Annotated in this window: 14 protein-coding genes; 8 read left to right on the forward strand and 6 right to left on the reverse strand. The window is 45.6% G+C overall.

Annotated features, from left to right (window positions below; genetic code table 11):
• Positions 1-203: 203 nt before the first annotated feature.
• Together JGK11_RS09160 and JGK11_RS09165 are read right to left on the reverse strand one after the other, a co-directional pair.
• Positions 204-2,282 carry an abortive infection protein gene (locus JGK11_RS09160; protein WP_293190435.1) on the reverse strand — a complete coding sequence of 693 codons (2,079 nt, stop codon included), beginning with the start codon at positions 2,280-2,282 and terminating at the stop codon, positions 204-206.
• 8 nt (positions 2,283-2,290) lie between these two features.
• Complete coding sequence (locus JGK11_RS09165) at positions 2,291-2,965, reverse strand: hypothetical protein (RefSeq protein WP_293185215.1); 675 nt, start codon at positions 2,963-2,965, stop codon at positions 2,291-2,293.
• 237 nt (positions 2,966-3,202) lie between these two features.
• Here JGK11_RS09165 and JGK11_RS09170 point away from each other — a divergent pair, with 237 nt between their 5' ends.
• Positions 3,203-4,120 carry an OmpA family protein gene (locus JGK11_RS09170; protein ID WP_293211342.1) on the forward strand — a complete coding sequence of 306 codons (918 nt, stop codon included), beginning with the start codon at positions 3,203-3,205 and terminating at the stop codon, positions 4,118-4,120.
• Between the two features lie 539 nt (positions 4,121-4,659).
• On the opposite strand, the gene JGK11_RS09175 is transcribed toward JGK11_RS09170, so the two are convergent.
• A complete protein-coding gene (locus tag JGK11_RS09175) occupies positions 4,660-5,772 on the reverse strand; it encodes an AI-2E family transporter (RefSeq protein WP_293185217.1) in 1,113 nt (370 codons plus the stop codon).
• A 144-nt stretch (positions 5,773-5,916) separates the two neighbouring features.
• Here JGK11_RS09175 and JGK11_RS09180 point away from each other — a divergent pair, with 144 nt between their 5' ends.
• Entirely contained in the window at positions 5,917-6,897 is a 981-nt protein-coding gene (locus tag JGK11_RS09180; RefSeq protein WP_293185218.1) for an alpha/beta fold hydrolase, read from the forward strand.
• Between the two features lie 61 nt (positions 6,898-6,958).
• Here JGK11_RS09180 and cysS read toward each other — a convergent pair whose 3' ends face one another.
• Positions 6,959-8,581: a cysteine--tRNA ligase gene (gene cysS, locus JGK11_RS09185; RefSeq protein ID WP_293196740.1), complete on the reverse strand. Its 1,623-nt coding sequence runs from the start codon at positions 8,579-8,581 to the stop codon at positions 6,959-6,961.
• A 148-nt stretch (positions 8,582-8,729) separates the two neighbouring features.
• Between cysS and JGK11_RS09190 the strand changes: the two genes are divergently transcribed.
• Both JGK11_RS09190 and JGK11_RS09195 read left to right on the forward strand, forming a co-directional pair.
• Positions 8,730-9,020 (forward strand): type II toxin-antitoxin system Phd/YefM family antitoxin, encoded by a 291-nt coding sequence (locus JGK11_RS09190; protein ID WP_293185221.1) that lies wholly within the window; start codon positions 8,730-8,732, stop codon positions 9,018-9,020.
• Positions 9,021-9,044: 24 nt separating this feature from the next.
• A complete protein-coding gene (locus JGK11_RS09195) occupies positions 9,045-9,488 on the forward strand; it encodes an Imm30 family immunity protein (protein ID WP_293185222.1) in 444 nt (147 codons plus the stop codon).
• Here the strand turns inward: JGK11_RS09195 and JGK11_RS09200 are convergent.
• Complete coding sequence (locus tag JGK11_RS09200; RefSeq protein ID WP_325315896.1) at positions 9,481-9,600, reverse strand: hypothetical protein; 120 nt, start codon at positions 9,598-9,600, stop codon at positions 9,481-9,483. The two genes, JGK11_RS09195 and JGK11_RS09200, sit on opposite strands and share 8 nt — an antisense overlap.
• 195 nt (positions 9,601-9,795) lie before the next feature.
• On the opposite strand from JGK11_RS09200, the gene JGK11_RS09205 reads away from it, so the two are divergent.
• Both JGK11_RS09205 and JGK11_RS09210 read left to right on the forward strand, forming a co-directional pair.
• Positions 9,796-11,154 carry a P-loop NTPase fold protein gene (locus JGK11_RS09205; protein WP_293196739.1) on the forward strand — a complete coding sequence of 453 codons (1,359 nt, stop codon included), beginning with the start codon at positions 9,796-9,798 and terminating at the stop codon, positions 11,152-11,154.
• A complete protein-coding gene (locus tag JGK11_RS09210; RefSeq protein ID WP_293211344.1) occupies positions 11,111-12,604 on the forward strand; it encodes a tetratricopeptide repeat protein in 1,494 nt (497 codons plus the stop codon). Before JGK11_RS09205 ends, JGK11_RS09210 begins: the two co-directional genes overlap by 44 nt.
• Before the next feature lie 280 nt (positions 12,605-12,884).
• Here the strand turns inward: JGK11_RS09210 and JGK11_RS09215 are convergent, their stop codons facing one another.
• Positions 12,885-13,007, reverse strand: a complete 123-nt coding sequence (locus JGK11_RS09215; protein ID WP_293190426.1) for a hypothetical protein — start codon at positions 13,005-13,007, stop codon at positions 12,885-12,887.
• Positions 13,008-13,248: 241 nt separating this feature from the next.
• On the opposite strand from JGK11_RS09215, the gene JGK11_RS09220 reads away from it, so the two are divergent.
• A complete protein-coding gene (locus tag JGK11_RS09220; RefSeq protein ID WP_293185227.1) occupies positions 13,249-14,646 on the forward strand; it encodes a DUF4912 domain-containing protein in 1,398 nt (465 codons plus the stop codon).
• Positions 14,647-15,224: 578 nt separating this feature from the next.
• Complete coding sequence (locus JGK11_RS09225; protein ID WP_293182577.1) at positions 15,225-16,541, forward strand: ABC transporter substrate-binding protein; 1,317 nt, start codon at positions 15,225-15,227, stop codon at positions 16,539-16,541.
• Positions 16,542-16,603: the final 62 nt, after the last annotated feature.

A 16,603-nucleotide genomic window follows, 5' to 3' on the forward strand; every position in this document is an offset into this window, starting at 1 on the left:
AAGACGGCGGTTAAAATCGCCGGATTCGTAGAAGACTCGGCGGTTAGAAACCGCGTCTACACAGACAAAACCCGCCTCCGCGGGTTGAAGAAAAGACGGTTAAAATCGCCGGATCTGATTAATTCTCTTCATTCCGCGGAGGCGGAATTTGTTTGTGTAGACGCGGTTTCAACCGCCGTCTTTTTCTTATATTATAATTTGAGTCAAAGTCCTGTAGGTGCGATCGGCTCAATATCTGGATCGAATCCACCAACTTGATTTGTGCGAATTATCCACAAAAAAGCTCCTTGTTTTAAGAGGATTTTGGCGATCGCATCTTGGGTACGCCTCGGCAGCATTGTTCGGTAACTCATAGCAGCTTTGAACGAATTCACGATGCCAGCAAAAAAGCTTTTTTTCAGTTCAGAATCAATACCCGCCAATCTCGCATTTTTGCGCCAATCTGGACGGACAACACCGAGGGGAATTAATACTTTTTCTAAACTCTCTCCTAAGGCTATTAACTGGTTAAATCTTTCGGTTTGTGCGGCGGTGGGATGTGTTTTCAGCCAGTCTTGAATCTGAGGATTTGACTCAATTTCCGCAGTGATTTTTTTAATTGTCGCGTAAATTGCCTGACTGGAATCTTGGACGCAAGAAGTTGCTGGCGTGACTAAACTGGCGCCGGTGCCGTCTCCGCTGCGGTAGCGCGCCATCATGATATCTAGTTGCTGGTTTAATTCAGTTAAAGGCGACAAGGTGATGCCGTCAAAGTCGTAGTCGCAACACACGCAGTCTAATTTACAGATGATATCGCACACCGGGCGATCGCCCAACCAGCCGCGCTGCAAGTCTCCCATGTAACTTTGCCATTTGCTGGAACCTGCTACAATGCCGTCTGGATTGTGGGCATAAACTTGTTTGTATTCTATGTCAAAACGCAGTTCGCGGGTAAAGCGATCGCGCACAACTTTTGCTACTCCAAAAGCAAAATGTCCGGTGACAATTCTCAGCGGTGCCGGTTCGCCGCCTTTGCCGCCGATACCGCCGAAACAGTGAATCACTATACCGATATCTCCTTCTTGCCAAGGGGAGATTGAATCGTTTTCTGTAGCATCATTTGGCATCAACAATACTCTTTTGGCTTGTCCTTTTTGCGCCCTAGTATTTAACCAGTTTTGGTCTTTTAAATAAGCGAGAGATTTTTGTAACCCGAAATGTGTTTCATCTGGGATTAATTGGGCAATTTTCCGGGGTTCGATAGCCTGAACAACAAAAATATTATCTTCATCTCTTTCGCCGTAAATGTACCAGCCCTCTGAATTTAATGGCGATTGTTCGATTTGGTGATTGGTAGACCTCGCTATCCCATTTTTGTCTGGCTGTACTTGGGGAATCCGAATGATTTCGGCGGCGCCGTCAAATTGTTGGGATGTTTGGCCCAAATGCCGGACAATAAATTTGTCGCTGTCGGGTTCTGGGCGCTGTAAAATTGAGACTAAGGCACAGAAACGTCCGATAATTTGTACTGGTTCGCGATCGATAATTAATTCTTGCGGGTCGCTGTTGCTATGGTTGATGGCAATCACCGGTCTCCGTAACATCACAGTCACGCTGTCTTCGCGTCTGCTACCTGCTAGAGTTTCTAAAGGGCCGACATTGCGCCAGCCGTTCAATCTATCTGGATGGATGTTGCCTGATTTTTGACTTTTTTGAGTTTGTTTGGTGAAGCTGATATCTTGACTGACGGCGTGGACAAAAAATTGTACTTGGCGATCTGTACTCCACTTCAAAAATGCTATTTTGCCAATGAAATTTTGATGTTTTTTGGGTGCATTGATCACTTCAAAAAAAACTGAGCCATAAATCTGGCGCTGTTCGTTTGATGGCAAAATCAAGCGCCCTTGCCAAAGTGCGATCGGGTTGTAGAGATGGGCAACTGCTGCTGCATCTTCGCAGACGATTTCTGGCTCCGGCTCTTCTAAAGTATCGCTTTCTGGTTCCTCAAAAAACGCCGGATAATTGGAATCTTCTTCGACAAATTGCGGTTCTAAAAAAACGTTTTTACCTGCGGCAATATTGGCAGTTGAATCTCGGTTTTTTAGGGGTGATTTCAATTTCAGAAAATGGCGTTTTTCCTCCAGCTTGTCCTGCAACCAATTGACAAAAACCCGAACAAAAATAAAAGCTGTGAGACCGAAAATCACAGCCAAAGCTGTCATCCCCAGAGTCAAAAGAAATTGCTCTAAAGATTGACCGGAAAGTAAAATAATTTTGGGCCAAATCAAAGAATATGCCGCCATAAATATATCTAGAAACGAGTTTTAGGTTCGATCCAGTCTGTGCTGGCTTGAGTGCCGAAAACTAGGGGTTTGTCTTGGGTGACAGATACGGTTTGGCCAGTCATATCGACGGCACAAAGAGGCCAAGATCGATCGCCCAAATGACCGGCGCGGAACAGAACTTGTCCCGGGCAAACTTGACTCCAACCCAACAATACAGCATGGGTGTAAAGACTGCGAGCCGGAGCAACGGTATAAGTATAATTATCATTTTTATCCCAAATGACCGCGTAGTCGGACATATCGGAAGAGTTGAACAACGCTTCAAATTCGCGGGCGAGAACGCGGGAACCCTCTTGATTCCAAGAAACAGGTACTAAAATTGCGATCGTCCCGGACATATCTGTGTCATCGCTAGCATACATTCCGCTTTCCGCCAGGGGCGAAGCAGCCGCCACTGTTTGCAGTTCCCCAGTTTTGAGATTTTCCACAAACATGACGCTGCTAACCCGACACCGCGACAATTCCGGCTGTACTTGCAATTCAATTCGACTGTAAGCCGCGTATTGGCCGTTAGTTGAAACTAGGGAAGGACTCCGATAGTAGCGGATACCTGTGCCAGCATTTGAACTCACCTTAGCGTGAGTCTCATTAATCCATTCCCAAGGCACGGGATAGGGGCTATTTAAAGGGTCAGCCATCATTTTTTTTCCACAAGTTCTACAGTATTATCTAACAGATTTAGGCTTACAGGCAGGGGAATAGCAATCGGGTTTTTGTCGGAAATGCTGTGCCGCCAAACCCCAGATTTGTAGAAACCGGGTGAATTTTTCAGATTTGAGATTTGTCCTCCAATCTAAAATCTAAAATCCAAAATCTAAAATTGGATATATAGGATAGTATCGAAATTAATCTGGTATGTGTACCGAGAGGGAGGAACCATGACGCGATATTCTACGGAAAAACCTTCAATCCCCCCGACTCGCGTCTCCAAGTCGCGGGGAAAAGGTTTATTTTTACTGTCGCTAATCTTTAGACTGCTGTTGCTGGGAGTAGGCAGCGGTTTTGCGTGGGTTTTGGGGATGGCGATCGCCCAAATTTATCCCTCACGCGCCACGTCTATGCCGATCGCCGAGAGATTGCTGCGCGTAACTCAAAATTTGACCTCCAGCCCGAAACGCGCCCCAGCAACGCCAATTCCAGCGCTTCCTGCACCAACCGCTACACCAACTCCCCAGTCGAAAGTCAATCCCGCCCAGAGAGAGAAATTGCAGGGAGATTTAAGAAAGTTGCAGGGCGAGCTCAACGCGCTAATTGGGCGCACAGCGGCTTTAGAAAGTCAGTTGGGTAGCAGCCGCCCGACGGAAACTTTGGAAAAGCGGTTGCAGTTGATGTCGCAGGAATTGGCTGCAACCCCAACGGAGGCCACTCCTCCTCTGGCTTTACCCGCGCCGAGCCCTCTCGATGGTAACGCGCAGCCACAGAATACGAGAAATCCAGTGTTTGCAGGGGATGCGCTGATGGTAACTTTGCCCAGCGATGTTTTGTTTAATACTGGCAGCATTTCTCTGCGGGCGGGTACCAGTGCGATTTTGGACAATTTGGTGGCGGAGTTGCGGAGTTACGAGGGGGCGACGGTGCGGGTTGCAGGCCACACTGACGACGCGGGAGAAGAGGCGGAAAATCGCAATGTGTCGTTTGCGCGGGCTCAGGCTGTGGTGCAGTATTTGTCTGGTGTGCTCGGGCAGAAGTATCATTGGGTGGCGATCGGCTACGGGGAAAGTCGCCCTTCGGTGGATAATAGTTCTGAGATCAATCGGCAGCGCAACCGTCGCATTGAAGTGGCAATTAGTCCTTAGTCATTGGTCATGGGGCATGGGGCATGGGGCATGGGGCATGGGGCATGGGGCATTGTCCGTAGTGCGAGCTTAAGTCATTGGTCATTAGAATTATTTGTAGGGTGTGTCGCCGTCAACCATCTCTAAATTTCACCAATAATCGATCGGGCGACGCACCGGATTATTTGTAGGGTGTGGATACGTCAACAATCTCTAAAGTTGACAAATAATCGATCGGGCGACGCACCGGATTATTTGTAGGGTGTGGATACGTCAACCATCTCTAAAATTGACAAATAATCGATCGGGCGACGCACCGGATTATTTGTAGGGTGTGTCGCCATCAACAATCTTTAAATTTGACAAATAAACTCAGGGCGACGCACCCGATCCAATATTTGAGGAAATAAGCCTTTTACGAGTTTGGTGTTTCTGGAAATAATTTTAATGAATGGTATCAGGTGCGTCGCCCTGAGATTGTCGATATTGAGTTAAGAATTTTTCATGGCGACACACCCTACAACTATTAAAATCAGTAAAATCCTCCCTCTCTCCCTCTCTTACGCCGAAGGTGTCAAAGGTGGTAAGTCAGAATTATTTTTAGCTTGATTTATTGTCTCTCGATATTCGCTCCTCAGCTTCGGTTTTAAATACAAATTCTCAATCAAAGCAGCTACTCCCGCAAACCAAGGCGGCACAATTACCGCGCCAATAATTCCTAATACTTGCACGCCTCCCAAGACAGACAGCAATTGATACAATGGATGCACGCCAACCGAGGAACCAACCAGCAAAGGATCTAGTACGTAAGTTTCCAAGTTTTGGATAAATACAAATAACAGCAATACCCACAACAACACCCATCCACCCTTAGCTAAGGCGACGATTAAGGCGGGTACTGCACCCAAAACCGGGCCAATGAAGGGAATCAGATTTGTCACACCTGCGATCGCACCCAAGCCCAAAGCAAACTCCGGCATCCCCAAAAAGCTCAAACCTGCGGTGATAAATATCCCTAAAATCCCCGAAACTAACACCCGCCCGCGAATGTAACTCCCCATTCTTTGCCCGATGGGCGTGGCTTGGGCGGCGAGTTTTGTGTCCCAAGGTTTCGGGAAAAACTGCACCAAACTTTTAATTAATGTGTCGCTGTCCGCTACCATGTACCCGGAAATAAATAATGCTAAAACTAGGCTGAAGAAGCCGCCGAGAATGCCTCTTGTTAAACTGTACGATCGCAAAACCAGTTGTTGGCTCGATCGAATCAGCCAATTTGTCAGCGATTGAGTGTCCAGCAACTGATTCACCAAAGCAGGTGCATCATCGGTGAGGCGACTGGCTAAGCTAGTCGCTACCACTTCCAGACTTTCGGCGTAAACTGGTAACTGTCGCACCAGTAACTGTATTTGATCGATGACTGTCGGCCCGATTAACACTACCGTCCCGCTGAATCCGCCAATCAGAGTTAAATAAACCAGAATCACCGCCAGCCAGCGGGGAACGCGCATGGTTTCGGCCCAATTGACGATCGGGACGATCGAAGCAGCGAGCACCACTGATATCATCAGAATTACTAGCAGACTCCGCAATTGCCACAGCAGCACTAGCAGCAAGGACGATGCTACAATGAGCAGCAAGTTAGGTATAGAAATTGTAATCCGCTGTTCAGACATGATTAAATAATAAAGGTCTGTAGTTGCGCTTATCTCCTCGCACAGGGCGGGTTTATTTATCTTCTGAGTTACCCCATATATTTTGGGTAAAACCCAGCCCTACTCATTTTATAATAAAAAGTAACATCGGCACAAAAAAATAATATGCAACCACAATATTCAACTCAAGATTTATCAGCCATTTCGTCTATCAAATCACCAACGCTGTTTTACGAATGGCAAAAATATCGCTGCGCTTATGATGTTTATCAACCAACTACTGCGACAGAAGATAGCATACCTTTGTTATTAATTCATCCCATAGGAGTTGGATTGTCAAGAGTCTTTTGGCACAGATTTTGCGAAAGTTGGTACAAATCAGGTAACACAAATCCGATTTACAATCCCGACCTTTTGGGCTGCGGTGATTGCGAAATGCCCGCTGTGGCTTGCTATCCTGAGGATTGGGCGGCACAGTTGCAGTTTTTCTTGGAGACTGTAGTAAAAAAACCTGCGATCGTCCTCGTGCAAGGTGCTTTACTGTGTGTAGCCTTGGAATTAGCCAAAATTCAGCAGGAAAGCGGTTCTAATTTAATCCATTCCTTAGTTCTCGCCGGGCCTCCAGCCTGGGCGGTGATGAACAAACATTCGACAGATAGAGAGCAAAGAATCGTCTGGAATTTGTTAGACTCTCCCTTGGGAAACGCTTTTTATCGATACGCCAGACGCGCTAAATTTTTGCGCTCTTTTTCTGCAAAACAACTGTTTGGCGATGCTGCTAAAGTTGACAGCGAATGGTTGGATGCTTTGCAAGCTGGGGCGGCAAATCCTGACAGCCGTCATGCAGTTTTCTCATTTTTAGCGGGTTTTTGGCGGCAAGATTATAGTACCACGATTCAACAGTTTATGAATCCGGCACTCGTTATTATGGGAGAAAAAGCCTCAAGCATCAGTCAATCAGGTAAGGAAGAAAAACCAGAGGAAAGAATAGCGCAATATTTGGCTAACTTTCCCAACGCAGAGGGTTTATTAATGCCGGGGCGCAATGTTTTACCCTACGAATCTACGGCAGAATTTGTGAGTGCTGTTGCGGAGTTTGTGAATGGAAGTTTGCAACCGCAGATATCAGCAGATGAACACAGATGAACGCGGATGGAATTTCGTCTGCGTTAATCCGCGTTCATCTGCGGTTAAAAAACTCTGAATTTCAACTGCGATGCCAAATTGTTGTGCCATCTTTTTGATCGATCAGAGTAATGCCCCGATCCTTGAGTTCGTTGCGAATGCGATCGCCCTCAGCGAAATTTCTAGCTATCCGGGCATCCTTCCGCTGCTGAATCATCGCCTCAATTTCCGCATCACTCAAACCGCCAACCACCGCATCGCTGTCAGCTTCCGGCTGCACTTCCAACCCCAAAACCCCCGCCAAACTCACCAAAGTCAGCCAATGAAGCTGCAACAATTCCGGCGAAGTTTCAGTTTTGCCTTGATGCACCAAAACATTGCTTTCCTTACCCAATTCCTTCGCCAATTCAAACAAAACAGCCAAAGCAGCCGGAGTATTGAAATCATTATCCATAGCTGCTTGGAATTGCTGCACAGCTTTGGTATCTTGTCCAGTTTTCTCAACATCCCAATTTAGTTTATCGGCATATCGGAGTCCAAAAAGCAAGCCTTCGTTGATAGTATTCCAGCCATTTCTAGCAGAGGCGATCGCATCTTCAGTAAAATCTATCTGACTGCGATACTGCGCCATAAACACAAACAGCCTCACCGCCATCGGTTCCACCGCTTTTGACTTATTACTTTGATTCTTACTCCCCCCCTTAGCAAGGGCAGATTCATTTTCACTCTTACTCCCCCCCTTAGCAAGGGGGGGCTGGGGGGGGTCAGATTCACTCTTACTCCCCCCCTTAGCAAGGGGGGGCTGGGGGGGGTCAGATTCAAGTTCTCCCGACCAATTCCCCTCCAACAAATCGCGAATTGTAATAAAATTGTGCAAAGACTTCGACATCTTTCTGCCATTAACAGTCACAAAAGCATTGTGCATCCAATAATTAGCCAAAGACTTGCCAGTCGCAGCTTCAGATTGAGCAATTTCGTTTTCGTGATGCGGAAAAGTTAAATCGGAACCGCCGCAGTGAATATCAATAGTTTCGCCCAAGCAATCGCGCACCATCGCCGAACATTCAATGTGCCATCCGGGGCGACCTTTTCCCCAAGATGATTCCCAAAAAGGTTCACCGGGTTTAGCACTTTTCCACAGGGCGAAATCTGAGGAATCTTGCTTTTTTTGAGCTTCTATTTCGGCAGTTTCCAATCTACCGCTAGCCCCGGCTGCCATTTCTTCCAACTTGCGGCCGGAAAGTTTTCCGTAGTTGTCAAACTTGCGAACACTGTAGTAAACGTCGCCACTGTTCGCATAGGCAAAGCCTTTGTTTTCTAACTCGTGAATCAGCCGTTTGATGCCGTCTATTGAGTGGGTGGCGCGGGGATATTCATCGGCCCTGAGAATATTTAGTTTGTCCATGTCGGCAAAATATTCGTCGATGAAGCGTTCGGCTACGGCTTCCATTGTGGAATTTGTCTCGCGGGCGCGATCGAGAATCTTGTCATCAATATCGGTAAAATTCTGTACGTAGCGCACCGAGTATCCCCGCCACATCAGATATCGGCGCACCATATCCCAGACGATGTAAGCGCGGGCGTGGCCGACGTGGCAGTAATCGTATACCGTAACGCCGCAGCAATACATCCGCACCTTTGAGGGTTCGATGGGATCGAAAGGTGATTCGCGGCGGGTCAAGCTGTTGTAAAGCGTTAGGGACATGGGATTTGAGATTTGGGATTGATGTATTGCTCTAATTTATTATAGTACCGCGTTTGATTCCGCTATTTTTTTTGCTATCAAAATTTGATTGACGAACTCCGTCGGCATGGTGTAGCATTGAATTGAATGCTAATTTAATGTTATTATTATGATCAACCTTTCAAGAGACATACATTCTCTCACCGATTTCAAACGTAATACGACTGAGTTTGTGCAGCGACTGAAGCAAACAAAAAATCCTTTAGTTTTAACTGTCAACGGGAAAGCAGAGTTAGTTGTTCAGGATGCTGAATCTTATCAGAAGCTTTTAGATGCAGTTGAGTTATTGGAGAGTTTAAAGGGAATTAAACTGGGTTTGGCACAAATGGATCGAGGGGAAGGGAAAAAAGCGGAGGATTTTTTTAATCAACTGTTTGATAAGTTAGACAGTTCCCCATGAATCAGATGAGGAAGGTAATAGCTGATGAAAGAAAATATTTGGATTAACTTTTTAGGAAAAAATAAATTAATGCGATCGCCTGATGAAGTGACAGCTTTTGAAAATGCTTTAGCCTCAGTTGCCGATCGTCCTCACAATGAAGATTTGCCAGATTTACATCTGATTTTAGACGATCGCTGCGAACAGCCAGAAGTCATGTTCGGTTTGATTCATTTTTTAGAATCTTTTGATGTGTCAGCACAGATTCAAGCATTTGTTACAGTTATACCGCAATTAATGCTCGTTGCTTCGGAATGGACGAGAATTCTCCACAACCGCATTTTGAATGATGATGATGCTTGTCGTTTGTATCGAGATATTTTGCATTCATTGAACTCCGAAGAACCTAGTTTTGTTCGTCAATTGCTGGAAGAAAGCGCTAGTTACAATTTAAGCAAGCGGGAACCAAAATTAGAGTTGGCTAGGTAAGAATGTTTAGGCAACAGCAAAATCTGTCAAAGGGCGATCGATCGTCTGGATGGTGAAAAGCCAGCACTATATCGCTTTGATGAACTTCTTCTTTTAACAGTTCGTTGGCGATTCCTTGTCTTTACAAAAGTATTGGAAAACCTGATTTTTAGGACAATAATTAATTATGGTCAGTCGGTGGCGATCGCCATTTTTTGAGTATCGTGTGAGATATGAGTTAGAATTGGGGTTGAAAAGCTCCACATTGCGATCGCCCCTAATCGCAGTCAACTGTGGGTTCCATCTACAATCCATAATCTAAAATCCGATGACTTCACTCCCACCCAACCGCGCCAAAACACTCAAGGAAGCTTACCGCGCTTGCGATGTCAAGCCTCTAGCGGGTGATGATATTGCCCGATATTATGTAGATTTGTCCGCAGTACGCAACACAGTGGCGATCGAAAATGTTAGCACGGATTTGGATCTTCAAGAACCGGGAGAATTTAACACAATTTTGTTTACGGGACATCGGGGATGCGGCAAAAGTACAGAATTAAAACGCATTCAGTCGCGGTGGGAAAATGAATATCGGGTGATTTATATAGAATTCGATCAGGAACTAGATGTTCTTGATGCTGAATATACCGATTTATATTTGCTAGTTATCAAAAAAGTAGCTGATGAGTTAACTGAATTAGGATTGAAGTTTGATCCAAAACTATTACATAGTTTTGAATTGTGGTTTAAAGAAGTCACTAAAGAAACAGAAGAAACTGTTCAATCTTCTGTTAGCATTGAAACTGAAGCAAGTGCAGGGGCAGAAATTCCCTTTATTTCTAAGCTGATGGCAAAATTGATCGGTCAAATCCGAGGTTCTAGTCAACACAAACAAGTTATTCGCGAAACTCTTCAGCGCAATCTATCCCGCTTGCAAACAGATATGAATCTGTTGTTAAAAGATGCTTTTGACAAGCTGATACGCAAATATCCAGGCCGTTACCAAAAAGGATTTTTACTGATTGTTGATAACTTAGACCGCATTACTCCAAGAGTTGCCAATCATTTGTTTTTTGATTATGCTCCTCAACTGCAAGAACTAGACTGTACAATTATCTATACAGTGCCGATTTCGGTAATTTATTCATATAAAAATGTCAGCAATTTATTTGATAGCAATCCCAACATCGTGCCAATGGTGAATATTTATGAATTTAACCGCAGTGAGTGCGATTTAAATTGCAATCAGCAAAGATTAGATGGAGTTGCCAGTTTGATCGAGAAACGAGTTGATGTTAGTGCGGTATTTGATGATCGAAAACAGTTGCTAGATTTGGCAAAAGCCAGTGGCGGTCATGTGCGACAATTGATGCAGATAACTCGATCGGCTTGTCGCACGGCCATTACTCGCAAACACAATAAAGTTTTGGCTGAAGATGTAACTTACGCTTTAAATCAACAGCAATTTGATTTTGAAAGGTCTACTCCTACACCAGAATATTATACAATACTAGCGCGAGTTTGCATCGACAAAGATATTGCTAAAGAAGAAATCGGACAAAATTTATTATTCAATCTTTCCGTCTTGGAATACAACGGCAATAGTCGGTGGAATTATGTCAACCCACTCGTAAAACAAAGTTATGCTTTCCAACAAGCCCTTAGATCAATTCAAGGAAATCCCTGAAATACACCAGCAAAGGATAATTGAATTCAATCAAGAATCTTTTGACCAATTGCTGACGTTTGTCGATATTGTTCCCGATGATGCCTTTGATTTGGGATTTATTGACTGTAATTTTGCGAAGGATACAGATGCGATTATTCAGGCTTTAATTAATCATCCCGATTGTCAAGAGATGCAGTTTGAGATTTGGGATTTTCCCGATCCTGATATGCGCTTTTTGATGGATGAAATTCTGAAGGTTTTGCCAGCAGTCAAGGTTCAACCAGACAAAAAGTTGATTTTCATTGTGCGGGGAGTGGAAAATGCGATCGGGATGACGGGGGAATATCCGCCAATGTTGGTAGATTTTAATTGGGTGCGAGATGCTTATCCGGTTATGGTACGGCATCCAATGATTTTTTGTTTGCCAGATTATGCGATTACGCGAGTTGCTAATTATGCGCCGGATTTCTGGGCCTGGAATTCGGGAACTTTTGTGTTTAAAACTCCGGCAAATACTAGGGATGATGCGATTTCTCAAACTCTGGATGCTAGCAAAGAAATTAGCAATTGTGAGGTTCCAGAAAAGCAGGAACGGATAGATTTATTAAAACGGTTATTGATTGAATACACTCCCTCGAATGGGCGCGAGGAAACTCAAGGTGATTTAAAAACTCGCATTAGGGTTTTGAATGATTTGGGAATTGCTTATCGCAGTCGGAGTGACTACTCAACAGCAAAATACTATCTGAAACAAGCATTAGATTTGGTTAAAGATGATGAAGATTTAGCCGAACTCAAGGCAAATTCTTTGCATGAATTAGCAATTGTTGAACGCAATCTAGGAGAAATCGAAAAAGCGATTACTTTAGAAAAGCAAGCTATGGAAATCTTTGAACGCATCGGCGATATTAAGATGAAAGCTGCTACTTTGCACAATCTAGCCATAATCTATGCGAATCAAGGGGAAGTAGAACAGGCGATCGCATTTTATCAACAATCTCTCGAACTTAAGGAAAAAATTGGCGATGTTCAAGGGAAAGCTGCTACTTTGCACTGTCTAGCAATAATCTATGCCAATCAAGGGGATGTAGAAAAGGCGATCGCATTTTATCAACAATCTCTCGAACTTAAGGAAAAAATTGGCGATGTTCAAGGGAAAGCTGCTACTTTACACCAACTAGCAGGAATCTATGCGAATAAAGGAGAAGTAGAACAGGCGATCGCATTTTATCAACAATCTCTCGAACTTAAGGAAAAAATTGGCGATGTTCAAGGGAAAACTGCTACTTTCGCAATGCTTGGACAGTTGTTAGCAGCGCAGGGAGATTTTGACCAAGCTTTGAATTATTTACAGCAATCTTTGAAGATTTTACAGCATTTGCGATCGCCCGATGCGGAGATAGTGAAGGAAATTATTGCTGAGGTTGAGCAGATGGATGGAGATCGTAAGTTTGCGCGCGGGATTTAGAAACCGGGTTTCTCACGAATATCTCGTGAGGATGCGTAAAATCTCGTAGAAACCCGGTTTCTGGCCGCCCTCACCCACCAAACCCTCCAAACCCATCACCAGCCCCGTCCCAGAATATGTCATCAAACCCTGATATTTGTCCGAACATCGATCCCCTGACGCTCTAAAATATCAATATTCCCTGACATATTGATCCCCGAATCCCCGAAAATGCGTATAAGTACCCATGATTAAGGCAAAAGACCCCTTGACCAGACCGGGAGTTGTCTGCAACATTAAGTCATGACAAAGCGATCCCAAAGAAATGCTTTGATTGAGCAACTTTGGGAGTCAGATAGCGCGTGTGCTGCCCGCACAGCGTTGCTAGCAGCACCGATCGCACTCGCAAAATCGATCTTGTCAATCAAGAATCGATAGATAAAGCTTTATTTAGATCGGACGGTGCGCGCAGAAGCCAATAAGTCAAAAACCCCGATCGCAATTGGGGACAAGACAAGGTAAAAACCAGCAAGGCTTCAAAGGTTGGAGAGATTCAGAAGCTCGATCGTAATTGTATTTAAAAGAGTTTCTAACTCAAAAAATCAACACATTAGTGTTGAATCGAAAAATCTAACCCGCCATCCAAATTAGTGGAGAACAAACTCATGGCAAAAGAACGCCCACCATTAGAAGAGATGACTTTGCGACAACTCCGCAGAGTTGCTAGCGAATGTGGAGTCTCTCGCTACAGCCGGATGCGGAAATCGCAACTTCTGGCATCAATTCAAGAAATTCAGCGCAACAAGTTTTCATACAGTCCATCTCGCAAACTAGAGGCACAAGAAGCAGTGGAAGCAGCAAAGTTTGAACTAGGTCAAGAAGATAGAACAGGCGGTTCTTTGGCGTCTGTAGATGAAGGTTTAGCAGATTTGCCCAACGGTTACGGCGAAAGCCGGGTTGTTTTGATGCCCCGCGATCCAGAATGGGCTTACACCTACTGGGATATCCCGAACGATCGCAAACAAGAAATGCGCCGCCAAGGCGGACAGCAACTCGCCCTGCGGATCTACGACGTTACAGATGTTAACCTCGACATCCAAAGCCCCCACAGCATTCAAGAATATCCCTGCGACGAACTGGCGCGGGAATGGTACGTGCCAATCCCCGTAAGCGATCGCGATTATGCGATCGACATTGGCTACCGCTGTGCAGACGGCCGTTGGTTGGTGTTGGCGCGATCGGCAGAAGTCCGAGTCCCGCCCATCTATCCCAGCGACTGGATTGAAGACCAATTCATCACCCTCGACTGGGAAGAAGACTTGCGCGGCCAAACCTTCGCCGAACTGGTTCCCCCGGCCAAGAAAATCGCACAAGCAACCAACGGCATCGCTTACAGCACCGGCAACGCCATCTACGAACAAATCTTCGGCATGGCAGAATCGGCAGAATCGATGCGCGTAGCAGGTTCGATGTTCGGTTCCATGCAGCACGTTGCAGGTTCGATCCAGCAATCCGCAATCCACGAACAAGCTTTGAGTTCCTACGTATTCCCCTCCGGTGTTGGAATGTGGGCTGGGGCAGGAATGTCTGCCCTCACTGCGTCAGGTGTGGGTATGTCCGGCCTCACTGCGTCAGGTGTGGGTATGTCCGGCCTCACTGCGTCAGGTGTGGGTATGTCCGGCCTCACTGCGTCAGGTGTGGGTATGTCTGGCCTCACCATGTCCGGTTTCGGTATGTCCTCCGGTGTCGGTATGTCGGGAGTTGGCTTTGCCGCCCCGATGCGCCCCCGCCAGTTCTGGTTAGTTGCTGATGCCGAACTGATCGTCTACGGCGCCACCGAACCCGATGCTACCGTCTACGTAGGCGGACAGCCAATCAAACTGAATGCTGACGGCACTTTCCGCTTCCAGATGTCTTTCCAAGACGGCTTGATCGACTATCCGATTTTTGCAGTAGCAGCAGACGGCGAACAAAACCGCGCTGTCCACATGAAATTCGAGCGCGAAACCCCTGAACGTCGCACCAACACTAAGGAAGATTCTGTTGTGGAATGGTTGGGCTAATCGTAAATGTCGATCGCGATCCCGGTAGGTGTTTGGGTTTGTGCCAATTTTTTAACCATCACAAGGCCTACCCGGAGCAAATGGCGATTTGTTAGGGTTAGTTTCAGACAACAACCCATAACACCCCCTATACACCGTTCTCCTATTTTGAGGAGCGGTGTTTTTTGTATTTAGAAGGAAGAGTTGACAGTTGACAGTTGACAGTTGACAGTTGACAGTTGACAGTTGACAGAGGGAATAAGGAATAAGAATTATTTCTTGGTAGGGTGCGTGAGGGCGAGAAATCTTTACATCCACACTTCGAGACTATGACTCACGCACCGCCCCAACGATTGAATCATATCAATGCTAGCGTCAACGATATTAGACACTCATCTCAACATCTGCCTGTAGATAGATGTTGACTTAACTTGCGATCGAACTCGTGACCTCAAAATTTGTAATTTTCACTCAACAATTATTAAGTAAGCTAAAGTTTACTTAAATTTTCATTGCACAAACTCGGTAAATCCCGCGAAACGAAAGAAAGCGAGTTATGAGATCAGTAAGGCGATCGCACAGTCATATCTCAAAAGCCAATGCCCAAAATAAATTCCCCGCCCCAGCGAAGGCAAAAGCGCCCCCGTCTTGTAGCCTTATTCGCTGTCACATTAGCAGCCGTCTTGCTGTTATTTATTCTGCCCGCACTGACTCAGCAGCCAGTTGTGCTCACCATGTTAATGCAAGGCCAAGACATTGCCAACTGGAAACCGTTTGTCAAAGAATTTGAACAGAAAAACCGCGATATTCGCATCAACCTCGTCGAAGGCCCCTTTGACACAAATCTCGTAGAAAATCTTTACACATCTGCCTTTCTTTTAGGCGAATCGCCCTACGACATCATCAACATGGATATCGTTTGGGTTCCCAAATTTGCCGCCGCAGGTTGGGTAAGGGATTTAACCGACAGAATTCCCCCCGAACAACTTGCAAAATTCATCCCCGGTAACGTTGAAGGCGGAAGGTATCGGGGCAAACTTTACCGAATTCCCCACGCTTCGGATGCCGGAATGCTTTATTACCGCAAAGACATTTTAAAACAAGCCGGAATTCCAGCACCGAAAAATTTTGAAGAGATGGTAAAAATCTCTCAAAACTTACAGCAACAAGGAAAAGCAACTTGGGGTTATCTGTGGCAAGGTAAACAATATGAGGGAGTATCTGCGATGTTTGTCGAAGTGCTCTCGGGTTTCGGCGGCTTCTGGGCTAATCCTCAAACTTTTGAAGTTGGGTTAGATAAACCCGAGGCCATTAAAGCAGTGGAATTTCTCAAAAATACGATCGCCTCCGGCATCTCTCCAGCGGGTGTTACTACCTACGGCGAAGAAGAAACCAGGCTGTTGTTTCAAAACGGCAAAGCGCTGTTTTTGCGAAACTGGCCCTATGTTTGGAAGCTAGCAAATGCCGAGGGATCTAAAGTGAGAGGCAAAATTGCGATCGAGCCAATGCTCAGCAGTATCGGTAAAACAGGCGGTTCTTGCTTGGGCGGCTGGGGCTGGGGAATATCCAAAACATCAAAACATCCAGAACAAGCCTGGAAAGCAATTAAATACCTCACCAGCGAGGCAACCCAGCGCAAATTCATTTTAGAAACAGGTTTAATTCCCAGTTACAAATCCCTATTTACCGACAAAGAAATAGTCGCCAAATATCCCCACTACCCGCAACTTTTAAAAGTAGTGGAACGCCCAGCCTTGCGCCCGCCCATTGCACAATACGCTCAAGCTTCTGATATTTTGCAGCGCTATTTGAGTTCAGCTTTTACTGGGAGAATGACTGCGGAACAAGCAATGAAAGCGGCGGCTAGCGAAACTCGCAATTTATTAGGAAGTTTGAAACAACCAAAAGCTTCTTGAACAGTTGACAGTTGACAGTTGACAGTTGACAGTTGACAGTCCTAAAGCCGTAAATGAGGGAT

It is taken from the genome of Microcoleus sp. PH2017_34_RAT_O_A, from assembly GCF_020737885.1.
In the GTDB taxonomy this organism is placed as follows: domain Bacteria; phylum Cyanobacteriota; class Cyanobacteriia; order Cyanobacteriales; family Microcoleaceae; genus Microcoleus.

What these genes read in the sequence shown, in the direction of transcription:
- JGK11_RS09195 (WP_293185222.1), top strand. Translation starts at nt 9,045, where the DNA reads ATGAAAGAAAATATTTGGATTAACTTTTTAGGAAAAAATAAATTAATG.
- JGK11_RS09175 (WP_293185217.1), bottom strand. Translation starts at nt 5,772, where the DNA reads ATGTCTGAACAGCGGATTACAATTTCTATACCTAACTTGCTGCTCATT.
- JGK11_RS09205 (WP_293196739.1), top strand. Translation starts at nt 9,796, where the DNA reads ATGACTTCACTCCCACCCAACCGCGCCAAAACACTCAAGGAAGCTTAC.
- JGK11_RS09225 (WP_293182577.1), top strand. Translation starts at nt 15,225, where the DNA reads ATGCCCAAAATAAATTCCCCGCCCCAGCGAAGGCAAAAGCGCCCCCGT.
- JGK11_RS09165 (WP_293185215.1), bottom strand. Translation starts at nt 2,965, where the DNA reads ATGATGGCTGACCCTTTAAATAGCCCCTATCCCGTGCCTTGGGAATGG.
- JGK11_RS09180 (WP_293185218.1), top strand. Translation starts at nt 5,917, where the DNA reads ATGCAACCACAATATTCAACTCAAGATTTATCAGCCATTTCGTCTATC.
- JGK11_RS09170 (WP_293211342.1), top strand. Translation starts at nt 3,203, where the DNA reads ATGACGCGATATTCTACGGAAAAACCTTCAATCCCCCCGACTCGCGTC.
- JGK11_RS09210 (WP_293211344.1), top strand. Translation starts at nt 11,111, where the DNA reads ATGCTTTCCAACAAGCCCTTAGATCAATTCAAGGAAATCCCTGAAATA.
- JGK11_RS09190 (WP_293185221.1), top strand. Translation starts at nt 8,730, where the DNA reads ATGATCAACCTTTCAAGAGACATACATTCTCTCACCGATTTCAAACGT.
- JGK11_RS09160 (WP_293190435.1), bottom strand. Translation starts at nt 2,282, where the DNA reads ATGGCGGCATATTCTTTGATTTGGCCCAAAATTATTTTACTTTCCGGT.
- JGK11_RS09220 (WP_293185227.1), top strand. Translation starts at nt 13,249, where the DNA reads ATGGCAAAAGAACGCCCACCATTAGAAGAGATGACTTTGCGACAACTC.
- cysS (WP_293196740.1), bottom strand. Translation starts at nt 8,581, where the DNA reads ATGTCCCTAACGCTTTACAACAGCTTGACCCGCCGCGAATCACCTTTC.